The 19948-nt window shown below is 54.5% G+C and carries 20 protein-coding genes; 18 read left to right on the top strand and 2 right to left on the bottom strand.

All coding sequences use genetic code 11. The features are described from left to right. Positions 1-411: a DUF1801 domain-containing protein gene (locus ACOOFE_RS13490; protein WP_420415402.1), complete on the top strand. Its 411-nt coding sequence runs from the start codon at positions 1-3 to the stop codon at positions 409-411. A gap of 19 nt (positions 412-430) precedes the next feature. Here the strand turns inward: ACOOFE_RS13490 and ACOOFE_RS13485 are convergent, their stop codons facing one another. Continuing rightward, positions 431-1633: a UbiH/UbiF family hydroxylase gene (locus ACOOFE_RS13485; protein ID WP_420415401.1), complete on the bottom strand. Its 1203-nt coding sequence runs from the start codon at positions 1631-1633 to the stop codon at positions 431-433. A 131-nt stretch (positions 1634-1764) separates the two neighbouring features. Here ACOOFE_RS13485 and ACOOFE_RS13480 point away from each other — a divergent pair, with 131 nt between their 5' ends. The 14 genes from ACOOFE_RS13480 (at position 1765) to ACOOFE_RS13415 (ending at position 17563) form a co-directional block, all read left to right on the top strand. Next, positions 1765-2781 (top strand): DUF2182 domain-containing protein, encoded by a 1017-nt coding sequence (locus ACOOFE_RS13480; RefSeq protein ID WP_420415400.1) that lies wholly within the window; start codon positions 1765-1767, stop codon positions 2779-2781. A 175-nt stretch (positions 2782-2956) separates the two neighbouring features. Then, positions 2957-3673: a CDP-alcohol phosphatidyltransferase family protein gene (locus ACOOFE_RS13475; protein WP_420415399.1), complete on the top strand. Its 717-nt coding sequence runs from the start codon at positions 2957-2959 to the stop codon at positions 3671-3673. A 172-nt stretch (positions 3674-3845) separates the two neighbouring features. Beyond that, positions 3846-4823, top strand: coding sequence for a quinone oxidoreductase family protein (locus tag ACOOFE_RS13470; protein ID WP_420415398.1), 978 nt, complete (start codon positions 3846-3848; stop codon positions 4821-4823). Between the two features lie 15 nt (positions 4824-4838). Then, positions 4839-5789 carry a LysR family transcriptional regulator gene (locus tag ACOOFE_RS13465; protein WP_420415397.1) on the top strand — a complete coding sequence of 317 codons (951 nt, stop codon included), beginning with the start codon at positions 4839-4841 and terminating at the stop codon, positions 5787-5789. A 101-nt stretch (positions 5790-5890) separates the two neighbouring features. Then, entirely contained in the window at positions 5891-6241 is a 351-nt protein-coding gene (gene uraH, locus ACOOFE_RS13460) for a hydroxyisourate hydrolase (RefSeq protein WP_420415396.1), read from the top strand. 3 nt (positions 6242-6244) lie between these two features. Beyond that, positions 6245-7726 (top strand): xanthine dehydrogenase small subunit, encoded by a 1482-nt coding sequence (xdhA, locus tag ACOOFE_RS13455; RefSeq protein WP_420415395.1) that lies wholly within the window; start codon positions 6245-6247, stop codon positions 7724-7726. Then, entirely contained in the window at positions 7710-10049 is a 2340-nt protein-coding gene (gene xdhB / locus ACOOFE_RS13450; protein ID WP_420415394.1) for a xanthine dehydrogenase molybdopterin binding subunit, read from the top strand. The genes xdhA and xdhB overlap by 17 nt, the downstream gene beginning before the upstream one ends. Next, entirely contained in the window at positions 10046-11041 is a 996-nt protein-coding gene (gene xdhC, locus ACOOFE_RS13445) for a xanthine dehydrogenase accessory protein XdhC (protein WP_420415393.1), read from the top strand. Before xdhB ends, xdhC begins: the two co-directional genes overlap by 4 nt. Positions 11042-11103: 62 nt before the next feature. After that, positions 11104-12663, top strand: coding sequence for an ABC transporter ATP-binding protein (locus ACOOFE_RS13440; protein WP_420415575.1), 1560 nt, complete (start codon positions 11104-11106; stop codon positions 12661-12663). Continuing rightward, positions 12663-13757, top strand: coding sequence for an ABC transporter permease (locus ACOOFE_RS13435; RefSeq protein WP_420415392.1), 1095 nt, complete (start codon positions 12663-12665; stop codon positions 13755-13757). The genes ACOOFE_RS13440 and ACOOFE_RS13435 overlap by 1 nt, the downstream gene beginning before the upstream one ends. Next, positions 13750-14664, top strand: a complete 915-nt coding sequence (locus ACOOFE_RS13430; protein ID WP_420415391.1) for an ABC transporter permease — start codon at positions 13750-13752, stop codon at positions 14662-14664. The genes ACOOFE_RS13435 and ACOOFE_RS13430 overlap by 8 nt, the downstream gene beginning before the upstream one ends. 102 nt (positions 14665-14766) lie before the next feature. Then, complete coding sequence (locus tag ACOOFE_RS13425) at positions 14767-15831, top strand: BMP family ABC transporter substrate-binding protein (protein ID WP_141186767.1); 1065 nt, start codon at positions 14767-14769, stop codon at positions 15829-15831. A gap of 304 nt (positions 15832-16135) precedes the next feature. Next, positions 16136-16873: a protoglobin domain-containing protein gene (locus ACOOFE_RS13420; protein ID WP_420415390.1), complete on the top strand. Its 738-nt coding sequence runs from the start codon at positions 16136-16138 to the stop codon at positions 16871-16873. Positions 16874-16891: 18 nt separating this feature from the next. Beyond that, entirely contained in the window at positions 16892-17563 is a 672-nt protein-coding gene (locus tag ACOOFE_RS13415) for a methyl-accepting chemotaxis protein (RefSeq protein WP_420415389.1), read from the top strand. Positions 17564-17596: 33 nt separating this feature from the next. On the opposite strand, the gene ACOOFE_RS13410 is transcribed toward ACOOFE_RS13415, so the two are convergent. Then, the gene (locus ACOOFE_RS13410) at positions 17597-18076 is read right to left on the bottom strand and encodes a protoglobin family protein (RefSeq protein ID WP_420415388.1); all 480 of its coding nucleotides are present in this window, start codon (positions 18074-18076) and stop codon (positions 17597-17599) included. Positions 18077-18288: 212 nt separating this feature from the next. Here ACOOFE_RS13410 and ACOOFE_RS13405 point away from each other — a divergent pair, with 212 nt between their 5' ends. From ACOOFE_RS13405 to ACOOFE_RS13395, 3 genes are all read left to right on the top strand, one after another. Continuing rightward, complete coding sequence (locus ACOOFE_RS13405) at positions 18289-18558, top strand: Rrf2 family transcriptional regulator (RefSeq protein ID WP_420415387.1); 270 nt, start codon at positions 18289-18291, stop codon at positions 18556-18558. Further along, positions 18531-18704: a hypothetical protein gene (locus tag ACOOFE_RS13400; RefSeq protein ID WP_420415386.1), complete on the top strand. Its 174-nt coding sequence runs from the start codon at positions 18531-18533 to the stop codon at positions 18702-18704. Before ACOOFE_RS13405 ends, ACOOFE_RS13400 begins: the two co-directional genes overlap by 28 nt. Positions 18705-19005: 301 nt before the next feature. Further along, positions 19006-19947, top strand: coding sequence for a patatin-like phospholipase family protein (locus ACOOFE_RS13395; RefSeq protein ID WP_420415385.1), 942 nt, complete (start codon positions 19006-19008; stop codon positions 19945-19947). Position 19948 lies beyond the last annotated feature (1 nt).

Below are 19948 nucleotides of genomic sequence, written 5' to 3'. Positions count from 1 at the left end.
ATGAATGAAAAACCGGCGCTTGCGGTCATCGAAAAGTATCCGGACGCCGTCAAATCCGCGTTGATGGAGCTTCGCAATCTCATTTTCGAAGCCGCATCAGAAGCCGAGGGCGTCGGCAATGTAGTTGAGACGGTGAAGTGGGGGCAGCTCAGTTATCTGACTGAACGGCCGAAGTCCGGAACGACAATCCGGATCGACCAGGACACCTCTGATCAAGGCGATATCGCTCTTTATGTGAATTGTCAGAGCAGCCTTGTGTCCGAATGGCGCGGCCTATTTCCGGAGATGACATTTGGCGGAGACCGCAGCGTCCATCTTTCGCTTGCCCAGCCCCTGCCGGTCCCGCAACTCCGCCAAATCATATTGATGGCCTTGACCTACCACAGCCGAAAGAAAAGCACCCGAAAATAGGTGGCATTCTGGCATCATATCACGGACGCAGCTGAAATCCTGTTCCGGGCGCCATGCCTTCGCGCATCAGCAGGCGGCGGAAGGGGCCGATCTTACCGGCCAAATACATCCCCACGCTGCGGGCCGCCTGAACTGGCAGAAACTCAGTCAAAAGCGAGCGGTTCAGCATGTCGACCGCATTGGTGCGCGAACGGATATCCGACATCCGTTTGGCTTCATAAGGTTTCAAAGCCGTAAGACTGCCGAGGTCCTGACCCTTTTGCTTGGCAGTGGTCACAGTTGAAACCAAGTCAGATATATCGCGCATGGAGAGATTGAGCCCCTGGGCACCAACCGGCGGGAAGACATGAGCGGTTTCTCCAATCAAAGCCAATCTCGAAGCAATCACGGATTGAGCGGTCATACCGGAGAGCGGAAAGGTTTGAGGTTCAGAAATCACGGTGAATTTGCCGAGGACAGACCGGGCCCTGTCTTCCAGCTCACGGGCCAGCAGAGTCTTGTCCATGGTTTTGAGCCGTAACGCGGTTTCTTGAGTTTCCACACAGACCAGAGAGGACCGGCGGCCGGGCAGGGGAACCAGGGTGAACGGTCCTGTCGCGGTGTGGAATTCCGTTGAAACGCCATGGTGCGGCAAGGTGTGATCCAGATTAAGAACCAGCGCGGTTTGCGGATAGGACCAGCGTTTGACGTCAATCCCAACTGCAGACCGCAACATCGAATTGCGGCCATCGGCCGCGACGGCCAATGCGGCCTTCACAGTTTGACCCGATTTTGTGGTGATTGTTGCTCGAGCGCCGCTGAAATCAGCGTCTTCAGCAAAATCATCCACACAGGTCAAATTGACTTCCTTGGCGCAAGCCTTGGCCAAAACGTTATTCATTTCCGAATTGACGATGTTGTAGCCAAATTCTTCAACACCGAGCTCTGCACTGTTGAAGACCGTCTCGGGCGCCCGGATTAGCCGTTCCGTCCCATCGATCATCCGCATTTTCTTGAGTGGCTCGGCGTTGAGCTCAATCTCTTCCCAAATGCCGAGATCTTTCAAAAGGTCGAGCGACTTTTGCCACAAGGCCGTCGTGCGTTCATCTGCCGGTGCCTTTAACGGGGCAATAAGAGCGGTTTGCAGACCGGAACGTGCCAGGGCAAGGGCTGCAATCCGCCCAGACGGCCCGCCGCCGACAACAACTGCGTCATAAAAAACGTCTTTTTTGGTCCGTGCCATAAATCTACCAGGCTCACTGCTCAGCATTTGTCTGTCTGTCCGAAATTGGTCATTTAACCGGAAAGATCAACAGGACCAAATTACGCAGCTAAGAAACAGCTTTTTGATGCCGCCCTGGATCGTCGCGGACTATGAGACAAATCAATTGGCTCAAGGATGAGACCCAGTATCATGGTCACCACACATCAGAAAATACCTCATTGACGACTGGATCTATGCGCGCCTTGAATACTTCTGAAACCTCGACTGCTCAAAACCCGGAAACTGTTCGGGGCTGGCCGCTGGTTATCGTGGTCGTGGCCGCTCTTGCGATCAGCGGATGGGCATATCTGATAGCCATGGTTGCTGCCATGGTGCCTGTTATGGATATGGCGGAAGCCGGACCTGGTATGAGTCTGCTCAATCAGTTCAATATTTTCCGCGGGCTTCCGGATGATGCGCGCGCAGCGCTGGCTGTTTTGTGTTTGCCGGCTGGCGCCACCTTTGGCATGCCAAGCGTGGAATTGACTTGGGTCGATGTTGGGAAAATTTTCCTTATGTGGGCAATGATGGCGCTGGCCATGATGCTGCCGTCCGCCACGCCCATGTTGAAAGCCTTTCACCGGCATATTTCAGAGCGCCGCTCTGGGCCTGGTTCGAACGTTGTGCCTACAGTATTGGTTGTTTTCGGCTATTTGGCGGTGTGGCTCGGATACGCGGTCGTGGCAACATTGGCGCAAGTCGGCCTCTCAAAGCTGGGCGCGCTTTCCGATATGATGGCCCCAGTCAGTCTGGCGCTGACAGCATCCGTTCTGATTGCTGCTGGGATTTACCAATTCACACCGGCCAAAACAGCATGTCTTCAAAGGTGCTGGTATCCAAGGTGGTCTTTCGCCAAGGAAACAGCGCGCTTTGGGATCAGCGACTCGGTCAGAGAAGGCATTGCGCAAGGATGGATTTGCCTAGGCTGCTGCTGGGCCGTCATGACCGTCATGTTTGCTGTTGGACTGATGAATATTCTCTGGATCGCCTTGCTTGGTGCCGTGATGGCACTGGAGAAAACATTCCCCAGCCGTTTCCTACCAACAGCGATCGGCGTTTTCCTGCTGATCTGGGGCGGAACGCTGGCTTTGAGCATGGTGCTCGGTGGGCCGGCAACACCGCCTTAATGATGCCGGGAGTGTTTCTGGTGTTTTCCGGTTCACACTGTCATCAATATGCAATATTAGTAACAGACAGGCTCAAAAGAATTCCCGTTGGGAATACACATCATGAGTTTCTACCGCGCAGCGAATTGCAGATTGGTTTCAGCGCGGATTTTAATGTCTAAAGAGGACTAGGCCCGTGACGGACGTAACGCCTGGCAAACTCGCGCCGGAACCTGCGCTGTTTTTGATTCATGTTCTGACAGCTTCCGGAGCTCCGATCGCATTGATTGCCCTTCTTGCCGGTGCACAAGGCAAGTGGGATGAAATGTTTGCCTGGCTTGGCCTCGCCCTGTTTGTTGACGGCATCGATGGTCCGCTCGCCCGGAAATTCAACGTGGCGGAACGATTGCCGCGGTGGTCGGGTGCGTCGCTCGACTTTGTCATTGATTACGCGACCTATGTCTTCCTGCCGGCGTTTGCGCTGTCTTGGAGCCTGATGCTGTCCAATCCGTGGAACTGGGTTTGCGGCGGGTTGGTCGTCTTTACCGGTGCGCTTTATTTTGCTGACAACGGCATGAAAACACCGGACGGATCCTTCAAGGGCTTCCCGGCCGGGTGGAACATGGTCGTCTTCGGCTTGCTTGTCTTGTCGCCCTCCGAAGGTTTTACCATAGCCGTTGTTCTGGCGTGCTGTGCCTTGACATTTGCGCCGGTCCGCTTTGTCCATCCGGTGCGTGTGAAACGCTGGCGCATGATCACGCTGCCTGTGACCCTGCTGTGGATGGCACTGGCAGCAATGGCGATTTTAGACGGCATGGTATTGAACACGGTGACGGCAACGATTTTCACGCTCGCCAGTCTCTATCTCTTTTCAGTATCCGCCATTCAGCAGCTGATTGACCGGGTCGATTGACCGGTCGCATAACAACAGAAACGGCCCTCTAACTGCGTAGCTCAGCGTTCGGCAAACCATGCGGCCAGTCTTTGCCACTGGCGCAAATGCTTTGCGCTGGATATTGTGGGCATCAAAATCTCGGCCAACACGCCGATACTTCAAACACTTAACACACCCGATGGGAGACGGCATGGTACAGGCAATCTGTGTGCATGAAACAGGTGATGCGGACGTCTTGAACTGGGAACATGTGGATGTTGGAGAGCCGGGGCCAGGAGAGGCCCGCATCCGGCACACCGCGATTGGTCTCAACTTCATCGATACATATTTCCGCTCCGGCCTTTATCCGGCGCCGAATGGTTTGCCGTTCATTCCGGGAAATGAAGGGGCCGGTGTGGTTCAGGTGGTCGGCGAGGGCGTCACCCACATCAAACCGGGTGACCGGGTTGCTTATGCCGGACCACTGGGCGCCTACGCGCAGGAAAGAACGATCGCCGCAGACCGGCTTGTGGTGATTCCCGATGGCATCAGCGACAAGGACGCTGCCGGAATGATGCTGAAGGGCATGACGGCTCAATATCTCTTGCGTCAGACTTATAAGGTTGGTCCGGAAACGACCCTGTTGTTCCATGCCGCTGCTGGCGGGGTCGGCCTGATTGCCGGTCAATGGGCCGCCCATCTTGGGGCAACCGTGATTGGCACAGCTGGGTCTCAGGAGAAAATGGATCTCGCCAAGGCCAACGGTTATCAGCATGTCATCAACTATCGGACTGAAAACTTTGCTGAACGCGTGGCGGAAATTACCGACGGCAAGGGTTGTGACGTCGTTTATGATTCCGTCGGCAAGGATACATTCCCTGGATCGCTGGATTGTTTAAAACCGCGTGGCCTTTGGGTAAGCTTCGGCCAGTCGTCCGGCCCGCTGCCGGACTTCAATCTCGGACTTCTGGTGCAAAAGGGATCCCTGTTTGCGACACGGCCGACACTCTTCAACTACATCGCCAGCCGTGAAGATCTGGAGATGACGGCTGGTGACCTGTTTGATGTGGTCTCCAGGGGGATTGTCAAAATCTCGGTCAATCAGGAATACCGTCTGGCGGATGCGGTTCAGGCTCATCAGGATCTGGAAGGCCGCAAGACCACCGGCACGACCGTGCTTATTCCATAAGACCGGTCCGGATTAATGCGTTCAGCCCGCGCCCAGGATCTTTCGCGCAATCTTTATAGCCCGGCGATGCGGTATTTTCTGGCCGCCGCCGAGGCTGGCTCGATCCGGGCAGCATCCCGCAATCTCAATGTTGCCTCTTCTGCAGTCAACCGGCAGATCCTTTGGCTGGAAGAGGCGCTGGGATTGCAGCTGTTTGAGCGGGTTGGACGGCGCATGCGCTTGTCGCAAGCAGGCGAAGTGCTGCTTGCCCATATCCGGCGGACGTATTCCGATTTTGAAGGAACGGTTGCCGAGCTTGATGCGTTGAAGGGCCTACGGCGCGGCACCGTCTCCATTGCCTCTGTTGAGAGTGTCGCTGAACGGCTGCTTCCGGCTGTCATCAGCTCTTTCCGGAAATCTTATCCGGGCATTCATGTGAGTGTGGCGATTTCCTCATCTCAGGAAGCCGCGCGCAAGGTTGAGGCCGCCGAAGCGGACGTCGGTTTCACCTTTGATCCGCCGGATATGTCGACGCTGACAGCGGCCTTTCATCATGACCTGGTGATCGGCGCATTGATGGCGCCAGACCATCCCTTGGCAGGAGAAAACGGGCTGAGCCTGGCCGATTGTTTGCGATATCCGGTCGCCCTTCCGGCGGAAGGATTGTCAATTCGCGCGAGGATCGATGTCATCCGCAGCCGGATTCCCGGCGCATCTTTGACATATGTCGAGGCAAATTCCCTGCGTTTGATGCGGGCGCTCGCCCGTGATGAGAACGTCATAGGCTTCCAAACACAAATCGGTTGCGAGGATGATTTAGAAGCGGGGCATCTGGTCTTTAAACCGCTAAAAGATGAACCTCTTCAAGCAGATCGCTTGTGTGTAGTCACGTCATCGCTGAGGGCCTTGGCGTTGGCTCCGGCGATGTTTTTTGACCACGCAGTGCTCGCTCTGAACGAACGTCTTGCATCTATTGATGCCAATTAGGCATCATTAAGAGCGCAAATGAGCGCTTTGGATCTGCGTGCTTATCATGCACATTTTTTATCTGAACGGTTTTGCAGCACTGCTGCATGAGGGAGAGAAACATGGGGCGTTTAACAACGCACGTTCTGGATACCGCTTTGGGAATCCCGGCCAAGGGGCTTAAGATAGAGCTCTGGTCCGTGGGCAATGAGCCGAAGCATATGTCTACCCATGAAACCAATGACGATGGCCGCGTGGACGGTCCGATCCTCTCCGGAAGCACCTTTGAAACCGGGATCTATGAACTGCGGTTTCATGCCGGTGACTATTTAAGGGCAACCGGTCAGGGTCTGCCGGATCCGCTCTTCCTTGACCTCGTCCCAATCCGGTTCGGCATGGCCGATGCGGCTGCGCATTATCATGTGCCGCTGTTGTTATCACCCTTCGGCTATTCGACCTACCGGGGGAGCTGAGGCATGAGGGATACGATCCGTTTCATCAAAGCCGGACAAGTTGTTGAGCTGACCAATGTCGGCCCAACGGAAACTGTCCTGGAGTATTTGCGCCTGCGGCGGCAGGAAACCGGCACCAAAGAAGGTTGCGGCGAGGGCGATTGCGGGGCTTGCACCATTGCGCTCGGCCGGCTCGTTAATGGCAAGTTGATCTATCAACCGGTCAACAGCTGCATTCAGCTCCTCGGCATGATCGACGGTGCGGAGCTGGTGACGGTTGAGGATCTGGCGCAGGACAAACGCCTCCATCCGGTGCAAAAGGCGATGGTCGACTTGCACGGCTCTCAATGCGGGTTCTGCACGCCCGGTTTCATCATGACCCTGTTCACGCTGTATCATGCAGAGGGCCAGGAAAAATCCCGCAAGACCGTTACCGAATGGCTTGCCGGCAATCTGTGCCGCTGCACCGGCTACCGGCCGATCATCGATGCCGCGCTGGAAGCCTGCTTTGATGCTGCCGATGACGCTTTTACCTGGCGCTCCAATGAAACCCGGGAACAGCTGAAGACCTTGGCGGACAGCCGGGACATTTTCTTAGGCAACAGTTCTTCGTTTTTTGCCTCACCATCGTCGCTGGATGGTCTGGCGGCTCTTTACCGCCAGCATCCCGATGCCACCTTGGTCGCGGGTGCAACGGACGTAGGCCTCTGGATTACCAAACACCTGCGCGACTTGCCGAAAGTCATCTGGCTTGGCCGTATTGAAGGGCTGGACCGTGTTGAAGAAACTGAAGCTGGTGTTCTGATCGGCGCGACCGCGACCTTCGATGCAACGGAAGCAGCCATGACCGGCATCTCACCTGACCTTGGCGAACTCTGGAAACGGATCGGGTCCAAACAAGTGCGGGCCTCGGGAACCGTCGGCGGCAACATTGCAAATGGATCGCCGATTGGGGATTCGCCACCGGCATTGATTGCGCTTGGTGCCAGTGTTGAGTTGCAGTCGGCCGATAACGAGCGGACACTGCCGCTGGAAGACTTCTTTATTGACTACGGCAAACAGGACCGGTTGCCGGGAGAATTTGTCACCGGGATGTTCGTGCCACGGCCCTCGGCCAATCAGGCGTACCGGTGTTACAAGATCTCCAAACGGTTCGATCAGGACATTTCGTCTGTGATGGCCGCATTCCGGTTTACGGTCGTTGACGGACGGATCATTGAAGCGCGCATCGCCTACGGCGGTATGGCCGGCACACCAAAGCGGGCGGCAGGCGCAGAAGCTGCCCTCAAAGGCGCGCAAGTAGAAGATGCATCCACATGGTCAGCTGCCTTCGAAGCGCTTAATACCGACTTCACTCCAATGACCGATATGAGGGCAAGCGCAGACTACCGGATGGAAACAGCCCGCGCTCTGCTGGCCAAAGCCTTGATGGAAACGGACGGCACAGCTGCGGAAAATCTGCGGGTCTTGAAAAAGCGGGAGGCCGATCATGACCGCGCCGCTTGATCCCACTAAGGTCACATCACCGCTCAAACATGTGCGGAAATCTCTTGCCCATGACAGCGCCGAGATGCACGTCACAGGAACCGCGCCTTATATCGACGACCTGGTCGAGGCGGTTGGAACCCTGCACGTTGTTCCCGGATATGCCCGCCAGGCCGTCCGCGGTAAAATCAGTTCGATTGATCTGACAGATGTCAGCGCTTCGGACGGTGTGGTTGCGGTTCTGACAGCCGAAAACGTTCCCGGCACCAATGATTGCTCGTCTGGCTTTGGCGATGATCCGGTGCTGGCCGATGGCGAAATCCTGTTCCACGGTCAGGTGGTGTTTGCGGTTGTCGCAGAGACCCGCGATCAAGCCCGCAAGGCGGCGCTAAAAGCCAAAATTGATGTCGCGCCGATCACGCCGATCCTTACCCAGGAAGACGCGGTGGCGGCGGAGACAATGGTTTTGCCGGATTACCAGTTCCGCAGAGGCTCGCCGGAAACCGGTTTGACGGCATCTGAAGAAGTGCTTTCCGGCTCCATGCGGATTGGCGGGCAAGAGCATTTTTATCTGGAAGGCCAGATCGCCATGGCGGTTCCGCAAGAAGGCGGTGCCATGCTGGTCCACACCTCAACCCAGCACCCGACGGAAGTGCAGCACACAGTGGCCAAAGTCCTCGGTGTGCCTGATGCCTTGGTAACTGCGGAAGTCCGGCGCATGGGCGGCGGTTTTGGCGGTAAGGAATCCCAAGCCAATCAATGGGCGAGCCTCGCGGCCCTTGGGGCGCAAGCTACCGGCCGGGCATGTAAGGTGCGTCTTGACCGGGACGACGACATGATCATGACCGGCAAGCGGCATGATTTCCGAGTCGACTGGAAGGTCGGACATGACGGCACCGGCAGGATCCGGGCTGTCGACATGGAATTTCTGGCCCGCTGCGGCTATTCGGTCGATCTGTCGCTTGGCGTCAACGACCGGACGCTGTTTCACGCCGATTCCAGCTATTTCTATCCAGATGCGGCGATCCGCTCCCGGCGCCTGAAAACCGACACCTGTTCTAACACCGCGTTCCGCGGGTTCGGCGGGCCGCAAGGCATGCTGGCGGCGGAGCGAATGATTGATGCAATTGCCATCAAAACCGGGCGGGATCCTTTGGAAATCCGCAAGTTGAATTTCTATGACGGCGAGCACAATCTGACCCCTTACGGCATGCCGGTCGAAGAACATGAGGTCATGCACGATCTCATAGCCAAACTGGAAGAAAGCTCTGAATACTGGGCGCGGCGGGACCAGGTGCGTGCGTTCAACGCCACCAATGCGGTCTTGAAAAAGGGCCTGGCGCTGACACCGGTCAAGTTCGGCATTTCCTTCACGCTGAAACACCTCAATCAGGCTGGCGCCTTGGTGCATCTCTATACCGACGGATCCGTGCATCTGAACCATGGCGGCACAGAGATGGGGCAGGGGCTTTACCAGAAGGTTGCCCAGGTTGTTGCCGAGGAATTTGGCGTGACCTTCGACAAGGTCCGTATCACGGCCACCAACACCTCCAAGGTGCCGAACACCGGGCCAACAGCGGCCTCATCCGGTACGGATCTCAACGCCATGGCTGCCAAATTGGCGGCGCAGGAAATCAAGGGCCATTTGATCGGGTTCTTGTGTGAACGCCATCAATGCGGGCCGGAAGCCATTCATTTTGGCGACAACAAAGTCTTGATCGGTGAACAGAGTTTCTCACTTGGCGAAGTCGCTAAGCTTGCCCATATGGCGCGGATCCAGATGTCCCATGCCGGCTTCTATGCAACACCCGGCATCACCTGGGACCGGGACAGCGTTACTGGCCGGCCGTTCTATTATTTCGCCTTTGGCGGGGCTTGTGCGGAAGTCACTATCGACACGATGACCGGCGAAATGACGGTCGACCGCGTTGATATTCTTCATGACGTTGGCCACTCGCTCAATCCAGCCATCGATCTTGGCCAGATCGAAGGCGGCTTTGTCCAAGGCATGGGTTGGCTAACCACCGAAGAATTGGTCTGGGACCAACAAGGCCGGCTGCGCACTCACGCGCCGTCGACCTACAAGATCCCAACGGCCTCCGACATTCCAGAAGACTTCAACGTCAACCTTTATGAGGGCAGCGGCAATCCGCAGGATACGGTCTACCGCTCCAAGGCTGTTGGTGAACCGCCGGTGATGCTGGCGAATGCCGTTTTCTGCGCCATCAATGATGCAGTAGCGAGTTTGAGCCCGGGTGAAGTGCCTAACTTGAATGCCCCGGCAACGCCGGAAGCGATCATGAAAGCCGTCAGGGATCTGCGGTCCCGAAAGGCGCACTCATGAAGGTCTGGGGGCACATAGCGAACTGCTTGAAGAGCAGCGGTGCCTGTGCCCTTGTCACGGTCGCTGACACTGGCGGCTCGACACCGCGGGAAACCGGTGCCCGTATGGTCGTCCGTCCAGATGGCAGCTTTTACGGCACAATCGGTGGCGGTACGCTGGAATTCGAAGCCATTCGGAAGGTGGCAAAAGCAGCGACAACAGGTCAAGCCGGGTTTGAGATGATCACCGTTTCTCTTGGACCGGACCTTGGCCAGTGTTGTGGCGGCCGGGCAAAAATCGCCCTTGAAGTCCTCACTGGTGAACACCTTTGTCAAGCCGAACGGTTAGCGGAAGCAGAACAGAATGGTGGTCCGTTCATTACCCGGTCAGAAATCAAAGACGGCAAAGTGCTGAACCGGAACCTGATTGAAGGAGCTGCAACAAGCCATTTCGATCTGACGAGCGGATCTGACAGCGATCCGGATGTTTTGATCGAACAATTTGGTGAAACCCGGCGGGCTCTTTACCTTTTCGGAGCAGGCCATGTGGGCAAGGCCTTGGTGCTGGCGCTTGCTCCTCTGCCGTTCTCGATTTTCTGGATCGACAGCCGGGCTGACCAGTTTCCAGGTGCGGTGCCGGCTAATGTCACAAAAATCTGCGTGCCCGATCCGGCTGCCGTTCTCGAAGACGCGCCGGAGAATGCTTTTGTGCTGGCAATGACCCATTCGCACGCGCTCGATGAAGACATCATGGCGCGGGCGTTGCTCGCCCAGAAGTTCGCCTACTGCGGTGTGATTGGTTCCAAAACCAAACGGACACGCTTCTTAAAACGTCTCAAATCGCGGGGTCTGAGCGACACCGTGCTTTCTACCATGGTCTGCCCGATTGGAGTGACTGCGATCAAATCCAAGCAACCAGCTGCAATTGCAGCCGGAATCGCAGTTGAACTCCTCACCCGGGATGAGGCCCGTTATCAACAAGCCGCTGCAAGCGGGAGGCTTGCACACCAATAAGACATGAACAATAAAGCGGCATCCAACTGGGGGACAGTGTGGCAACGAACAACCATACAGAAGTGGACAAGGCGGATAACCCGCTCGCAAGATCCGACAAGGATACCTTGCTGGACGCCCGTGGTCTGACCAAGCGCTTTGGCGATATCCTTGCCAATGACAAGGTCGATCTCACCATCAATAAAGGTGAAATCCACGCGCTTTTGGGCGAAAACGGCGCCGGAAAGTCCACACTCGTCAAGATGTTCTACGGATCTCTTGAGCCGGATGGCGGTGAAATCCATTGGGACGGCAAGAAAGTCTCCATTGGCAACCCGGCCGCGGCTCGAGAACTCGGCATCGGCATGGTCTTCCAGCATTTCTCGTTGTTTGAAGCACTGAATGTGGTTGAGAACATCGCGTTGGCTCTGCCAAACCCCGGAAACATGAAAGATCTCGCGAATCGGATCGAAACGGTATCGCGCGAATACGGCCTGCCGCTTAATCCGCAAGACATTGTGGCCGATCTGCCGGTCGGAATCCGTCAACGGATCGAAATTGTCCGCTGCCTCCTGCAAGAGCCCCGGCTGATCATCATGGATGAACCGACCTCGGTTCTGACGCCCCAGGAAGCCGATCAGCTGTTCCTGACGCTGCAGCGGCTCGCCGATGAAGGCTGTGCGGTGCTATACATCAGCCACCGACTGGAAGAGGTCCAGCGGATTTGCCACCACGCGACCATCCTGCGCCACGGTCAGGTCGTTGACGAGTGCGATCCGACGCTAGAAACCCCGGCAACCCTTGCCAGCATGATGGTTGGCGCTGAGGTGATCGCGGTCAACGCGGCCGCCCAGAAGCCCGCAATTGGCGATGTCCGGCTTGGCTTGAAACACTTGTCAGCTCCAGCTGCAACGCCCTTTGCCACTGCGCTCAACAGCATCTCTTTGGATCTGCGCGCCGGTGAGGTGGTCGCAATTGCAGGCGTTGCCGGCAACGGGCAAGGCGAATTGTTCGACGCCATCTCAGGCGAAATGCGCGTCGCGCCCGACATGGTAACGCTCGATGGCACTCCGTGTGGATCCAAGGGTGTGAACTGGCGCCGCAAGTCTGATGCTGCTTTTGTTCCTGAAGAACGTCTTGGTCATGGCGCTGTTCCGGGCATGAAGCTCTCTCAAAACATCGTTCTGACGCGGCACCGGACGGGCGACAAACTGGTCAACGGTGGTTTCGTTTCTGAGGGCAATGCCGCCCAGATGGAGCAGCGTATTAAGCAGAACTTTGACGTGCGCATGTCCCACGATGATCCGGAGGCCCGCTCGCTCTCCGGCGGAAACTTGCAGAAGTTCGTTGTCGGCCGGGAGCTTGACCGCAAACCCGGGGTCTTGATCGTGAACCAGCCGACCTGGGGCGTTGATGCCGGTGCTGCTGCCTTGATCCGTCAGGCGCTGATTGATTTGGCCCGTGGCGGCTCTGCCGTATTGGTGATTAGTCAGGACCTTGATGAAATTTTTGAAATCGCCGACCGCATCGCGGTGATCTCCAGGGGCTATCTGTCAGAGCCCGAACCAGCTGCCGAAATGACCCGGGAACGGGTTGGCCTTCTGATGGCCGGTGGCGCTGAAACGCAAGGGGAGGTCTCTTGATGCGCATCGAACTCGTCAAACGCAAGGAACACAGCGAACTGATGTCGCTGATGTCTCCCTTGATAGCGGTTGGGCTTACAGCCCTGTCGGCTGCAATCATCTTCGCCATTTCGGGGGTCAATCCGGGACTGGGACTTTATAAGTTCTTCATCGAGCCGCTCACCCAGCAATGGTCGCTAGAAGCCACCATTGACAAGGCGACGCCGCTCATTCTGATCGGCTGTGGTCTGGCGGTCTGTTATCTCTCCAACAACTGGAACATTGGCGCGGAAGGCCAGTTTGTTGTTGGCGCGATGTTCGGCTCGGTACTGCCAATCCTGTTTCCCAACTTTGAAAACGCACTGACCCTGCCTTTGATGCTCATTTGCGGCATGATCGGCGGTGCCTTGTGGGCCTTGATCCCGGCGCTTTTGAAAACACGGTTCAACACCAATGAAATCCTGACCAGCCTGATGCTGGTTTATGTGGCAGGCCTCCTGCTGGATTATTTGGTGCGCGGCCCTTGGCGGGATCCGGATGGCTTCAACTTCCCGGAATCGCGGATCTTCTCCGATGCGGCAACGCTTCCCGATGTCTTCGGCGGCCTGATGAGCCTGTCTGCACCGATCACCATCGGTGTGGCGGTTATCCTTGCGGTGGTTCTTGCAAAGACCATCAAGGGCTTTGAAATCCGCGTTATGGGTGAAAGCCCACGCGCCGGTGCCTTTGCAGGCTTCTCGGCAAAACGTCTGACGCTGTTCTCCTTCGCGCTGGCTGGCGGCCTAGCCGGTCTTGCCGGAACCATGGAAGTGTCCGGTTCGCTCAACCAGCTGCTGCCATCGATCTCGCCTGGGTATGGCTTCACCGCGATCATCGTGGCGTTTCTGGGCCGGCTGAACCCGATCGGAATCATCATTGCCGGTTTTGTCCTGGCCCTGTCCTATATCGGCGGCGAGGGCGTTCAGTCCGGTCTTGGTGTCTCCAACAAAATCGCCAGTGTGATCCAAGGCTTGCTGCTGTTCTTCGTGCTCGCCTGTGACACGCTCATTCTATATCGCATCCGCATGGTTTCCCGCCGTGCTTCTGGTCCGGCCGGGGAGGTTTCTCATGTTTGAGGCGGTTCTACTTACTGTCATAACGGCGGCAACGCCGCTTCTCATTGCCGCGCTCGGTGAATTGGTGGTCGAACGCTCAGGGGTTTTGAACCTCGGTGTGGAAGGCATGATGATCATGGGCGCGGTGATCGGTTTTGCCGTTGCCAACCAGACTGGTTCCGGCGCCATGGGTGTCATTGGTGCCGTGGTCGCCGGCATGGCCATGTCAGCTTTGTTTGGCTTCCTGGTCTTGGTGCTTGTTGCCAACCAGGTGGCAACCGGTCTGGCTCTGACCATTCTGGGGCTTGGCCTGTCGGGCATGATCGGAGAAGCTTATATCGGCGTGCCAGGGCTCCGCTTGCCGGAACTCTATATCCCGGGGCTGTCGGAAATCCCGTTCATTGGACCGGTCTTCTTCCAGCAAGACGCCATCGTTTATCTCAGCTTTGCGCTGGTGATCGGGGTGACCTATGCCTTGTTCCGCACACGGGCTGGCTTGATCCTGCGCGCTGTCGGTGACAACCACGGTTCGGCCCATGCGCTTGGCTATTCAGTTCTGAAGATCCGCTTTATGGCCGTCCTCTTTGGCGGTGCCTGTGCCGGTCTTGCGGGCGCCTATATGTCGCTGGCCTACACACCGCAGTGGGTTGAAAACATGACGGCCGGCCGCGGCTGGATCGCGCTGGCTCTGGTGGTGTTTGCCTCCTGGTTGCCGGGACGTGTGATCATTGGCGCTTATCTCTTTGGCGCGGTCAGTGTCTTGAACCTGCACGCCCAGGCCATCGGGCTCGGAATTCCTTCGCAATTCCTATCCAGCTTGCCGTATCTTGCGACAATTGCAGTACTTGTGCTCATCTCCGCAAACCGCAGACTGACGCTGGTCAACACACCGGCCTGTCTCGGCAAGCCATTTGTTCCGGACCGGTAACACCTCCCTGTTACCGGGCGGATCCGGCCCTTCACGATCAGGGCCGGATCAACTAATAAAGATCGTAATGAAAACAGAGATCAAACAGAGGGGACTAAACTGATGAAATCTCTATTGAAAGCAACTGTGGCAGCTGCCGCGTTCGTTGCAGCCGGAAGCGCAGCCAACGCCGCTGACGTCAAAGCTTGCTTTGTCTATGTCGGCCCAGTCGGTGACTTCGGCTGGTCCTACCAGCACGATCAGGGCCGTCAGGCTGTCGAAGCTAAGTTTGGCGACAAGGTCGAGACCGCTTATCTGGAAAGTGTGCCGGAAGGCCCAGACGCTGAGCGCGCCATCGAACGTTTCGCCCGCGAAGGCTGCAACATCATCTTTACAACATCCTTTGGCTACATGAACCCGACGCTGAAAGTCGCGAAGAAGTTCCCGGATGTGAAATTTGAACACGCGACCGGCTATAAGACTGCCGACAACGTTGCGACTTATAACTCCAAGTTCCACGAAGGCCGGTATATCCAAGGTCAAATCGCGGCAAAACAGTCCAAGTCTGGTGTTGCAGGCTACATCGCGTCCTTCCCGATTCCGGAAGTGATCGCCGGCATCAACGCATTCCTTCTCGGCGCTCAGTCCGTCAATCCGGATTTCAAACTGAAAGTGGTTTGGGTCAACACCTGGTTCGACCCGGGCAAAGAAGCTGACGCTGCCAAAGCGCTGATCGATCAGGGCGCAGACATCATCACCCAGCACACCGATTCCACTGCGCCGCTTCAGGTTGCTCAGGAGCGCGGCGTGCATGGGTTTGGTCAGGCATCTGACATGATCAACTTTGCAAAAGACGCTCAGTACACCGCTATCATCGACGAATGGGGGCCGTACTACGTTCACCGTGTCCAGGACGTTATGGACGGCAAATGGGAAAGCCATTCTTCTTGGGAAGGCATCACCGAAGGCCACGTTGTGATGGCGCCGTACACCAACCTGCCGGATGATGTAGTTGAGATGGCAAAAGCCACCGAAGCCAAGATCAAGGGCGGCTGGGAGCCGTTCACCGGTCCGATCACCAAGCAGGACGGTTCTGTTGCTGCTGAAGATGGCGTGACCCTCGACGATGGCGCAATCCTCGGCATGAACTGGTACATCAAAGGTGTTGACGACAAACTGCCGAACTAAGAAAAGTTAGCGAACAAATTACCGGCCCGGAAAATGTTTCGGGCCGGTATCTGATTGGATGTGGGGACATAAAGCCAGTAACACCTGCTACGACTTGCACCTTCCCTATAGATATCTCGAAGAGAATCGACGTGCTTTGGCAGCGCCCTCATGCGAATTGCCGATACAATGTACAACCAGGGTTACATTGGCTGTTTCTTTAGGTTAGTCGTTAAAAACTAAGTTTCGTTATATTATCAATGAGTTATTCTCATACTATAAGAACGTATAGGTATTTTTAATTATACAACTCATATGAATAAAATTGTTCTTAATCAAAATATACGGAAATCGCCACGGCTTGAATTTCTCGAAGGAGAACAAAGCAATGGTAAGCTCATCGGAAGTAGATACAGGTTCGCATCGTTTGGACTTTATTGATCTGAACATTGGGGACCGGCATGCATTACGAAACAATGCAAAAACAATTCTAAATATAATTCCAGGAATACTAGATAATTTTTACTGTCATGTTGTGCAGTTTCCGGAGACCAAGCGTTTTTTCCGAAATGACGTGCACATTGAACATGCCAAGACTGCGCAACTTCGCCACTGGAGTATCATTTTATCCGGGGAATTTGACGAAGACTATTTTCGGTCCGTAACCGCGATCGGAGAGGTCCACAACAAGTTGGGTCTCGAACCAAGATGGTACATCGGCGCTTACAGTTTTCTGGTGACCGGATTGTGCGCGGCTCTTGGCGCCAGCTCCAGGTTTCCAGGCTTTGGCGGTTTAAAGCGGAAAGAAGCCCAGATCCTCCGAACAGCCGTTATCAAAGCTGCGATGCTTGATATGGATCTGGCGCTTTCAGTCTACATTGAAGCGGGCAAGCGCGACCGGCGTGAAACAATCGAAAAACTTGGGTCAGAATTTGCCGATTCCGTCGGCATGGCGACAGACGATCTTTCCGGTTCGGCAAACAACTTGTCCGACGCAGCCCATTTGCTAACGACAGCAACGGAAAGAACTGAGACCGAAACGCAGACGGTTCGAGATAGTTGAGACGGTGCAGCTGAGAATGTGCAGACAGTTGCAGCCGCCGCCGAAGAGCTCTCCGCATCTGTTGCCGAAATCGGCCGCCAAGTGAACGATTCATATCAGATTTCGGATACTGCCGTCTCCCAGAGCTCAGTTGCGATTGACTCAATGGAAACACTTACACAGGCTGTTAACCGGGTCGGTGAAATTTTAGGTTTGATTAGCGACATAGCCGAGAAGACAAACCTTCTGGCTTTGAACGCAACAATTGAAGCTGCAAGAGCTGGCGAGGCGGGCAGGGGATTTGCAGTTGTAGCCACTGAGGTCAAGGACTTGGCGGGACAAACGGCGAAAGCGACGTCGGAAATCAGCAGCCAGATCGAAGGTATTCAGACTGCAACCGGGCTATCGGCATCAGCCATTGAAAACGTCAACCAGACAATTTCACGTATGAATGAAATTTCCGCTTCGATTGCGGCCGCTGTTGAACAACAAAAAGAAGCAACGGGGGAAATCAGCTCAAGCATTCAAAGAGCGTCCGAAGGGACAGAATCGGTAAAAAACACTATCGGCGGTATCGCTGATGCGTCGTCTCAAGTTGCCGACGTTTCTTCAATGGTGAAAGGGTCTGCAGAAGACATGGGAAAACACACTGAAAACCTGAAGTGTGATGTGCAAAAATTCATGGAAACGCTGGCAATAGCCGCAAACTAGAAAACAGGCGGTGCTTTTACGCACCGCATTGTTTCAATCAATCAATACCGCGTCGTACATCTTACAGACGATCGAAACATCCACGAAAACAAATTTCCGCAACCCTGACAGCATCTCGAGCAATCTGGGATCATCTGCGCATTCGACTTTAAGTATTTTCTCAAATTCATTTAAAATGACACCATAGGAAGAAATGTAGTGGCTAAGCGGAATGTTTAGCTTCTTGTGAGAGAAGCTGACTTTGTTTACATTTGAAAAATATTTATCGTCGAATCCGTAGGTAAAAAGCCTGTCCCAATACTGAATTTGTTTGCCTGTCAGTATAAATTCATTGAATGTTGGTATCGATTTCGAAAAACAACGCATTAGTTTATGTGCATAAAACTCATGCAAAGCGCCTTCTGCGTGTGGATAAATATAGTCCCACGCCTTCTTCGCAAAAACTACATCAGAGGCGCTAATTTCAAGAAAATCAATATACTCTTTGACCTCATTTACTGTGTTTCTGGTCATCATTAACCTCAACTAAATTATTAGATTATCCATTTATACATTTCTCCAAATATTTAAAAAAATACATTCTGTATATAGGGATATAAATATATATTGGATATATATGCTTTTATAATCAATGTTATTCATCTAATTCTTGGATTACGAGCGATCTTTTGCAGGTGCTTGGAGTGGTGGGGTAAAATAATACAATTACTAGTAGGAAATACATTATGCGTCTCACTGAACGCACAGATATTGCGGTTCGGATACTTATGCATTTGGCGATACTAAAAGGTCAGAAAATTTCGATAGATGATTTGGTGGACAACTATATCGGCCATCGGTCTCAGGTGATTGCAGCTGTTCAGGAGCTCCGCAAGGCCGGTATGATTGCCTCTTCAACTGGGCGGAAGGGGGGGGGATCTGGATTCAGGAAGATCCCAAAAACATTTCACTTTATGAAGTCGTTCAAATGTTCGAAACTGACTTCAATCTCGTAAAATGTTGCAAGAATCCCAAAGAGTGTCACCTAAGTGAGCAATGCCGGTTCAAAAGTATACTCTTGGATTCTCTTGAAGGTTTTTTTGCCCCTTTGAAACAATCTAGTATTGCAGATCTCGTAAACGGGCAAAAATATCACTTCTAGGATGATCAACAGCCCTGAAATGAGACGATCTTTGTTGCTGCTACTCGTAAATACTAAAACCTCAATATTCTCTTCAATTAAGCACACATTTTGCCTACCGATTATGCCATAAACACATATTCAGCGTCTTAGCATGTACCTAAATAAGATATTCATCACGTGATTGCTGAGCGCTCGCAAACCTGTCGCTAGGTTTAGGCGATTACGCCAACCTCATCTAAATGCATGTCGGCGAATACGTAAAAGCCATATAAGATTGCGTTTGTCTTAATAAGCAGAGCGTGTTTCCAAAGAGGGTCAAATGAAACGGCGGACATTTCTGGCGGGTGCCGCAGCTTCTGGCGGTACTGTTTTGACGGCTGCAGGACCGGCAGCTGCGGCCAAACCTGAAGAATGTGACTTTCAGGTTGCCAAACGCAGTGACGGGTTTCTGCTGGCGCTCGGCGGTGGTGCGGCGAAAGCCTTCGCCCATATCCCGGTTCTGGAAGCCTTGGATGATCTGGGCGTTAAACCGGAAGCGATTTCCGGCACATCCATGGGGTCAATCCTCGGCGGATATTTTGCCAGCGGCATGAGCGGCAAGGAGATCCGGTCCTTCACCGTCGAACTTCTGACCCAAAAAGGCCAACTCCTTCAAAAACTATTCCTGAACGATGGACGCACCTGGGGCTCACTTTTGAACATGATGCGCCCGTCGATCATGGATCCGCTGGTGTTGTTGGAAACGCTCTTTCCTGATGGCTTGGCAGCCAGGTTCGAAGATCTGACTATTCCTTTGAAGGTCATCGCGACTGATTTTCATCGGCAATCCGAAGTCGTTTTAACCGAAGGACCATTGCTTCCGGCAATCGCAGCGTCCTCAGCCTTGCCAATGCTGCTGACACCGGTCCAGATCGACGGCAAGGTTTTGATTGATGGCGGTTTCGTCAATCCGACACCCTTCGATGTGTTCGGGCAGACCGACTATCCGGTGATCGCGGTCGATGTCACGGGCAGCGATTTTTCATCGATCAATGGCCTGCCAAGCGGAATGGAAACCTGGATCGGCTCGTTTTCCATCACGCTGCATTCACTGGTCGCAGCCAAATTGGCCTGCAAACAGCCGGATCTCATGCTGGAACCGGGGATCGGTCATTTCCAGACAATGGATTTCTTCGATGTCGAGGACATCCTTGCAGCCGCCGACCCGATCCGTGAAGACGTCAAACGCGGAATGGATCAACTGCTGGGCAAAAAGATCTGAT

The organism is Roseibium sp., from assembly GCF_965216085.1.
Lineage (GTDB): Bacteria > Pseudomonadota > Alphaproteobacteria > Rhizobiales > Stappiaceae > Roseibium.
This window is presented reverse-complemented; position numbering and strand designations above follow the sequence as displayed.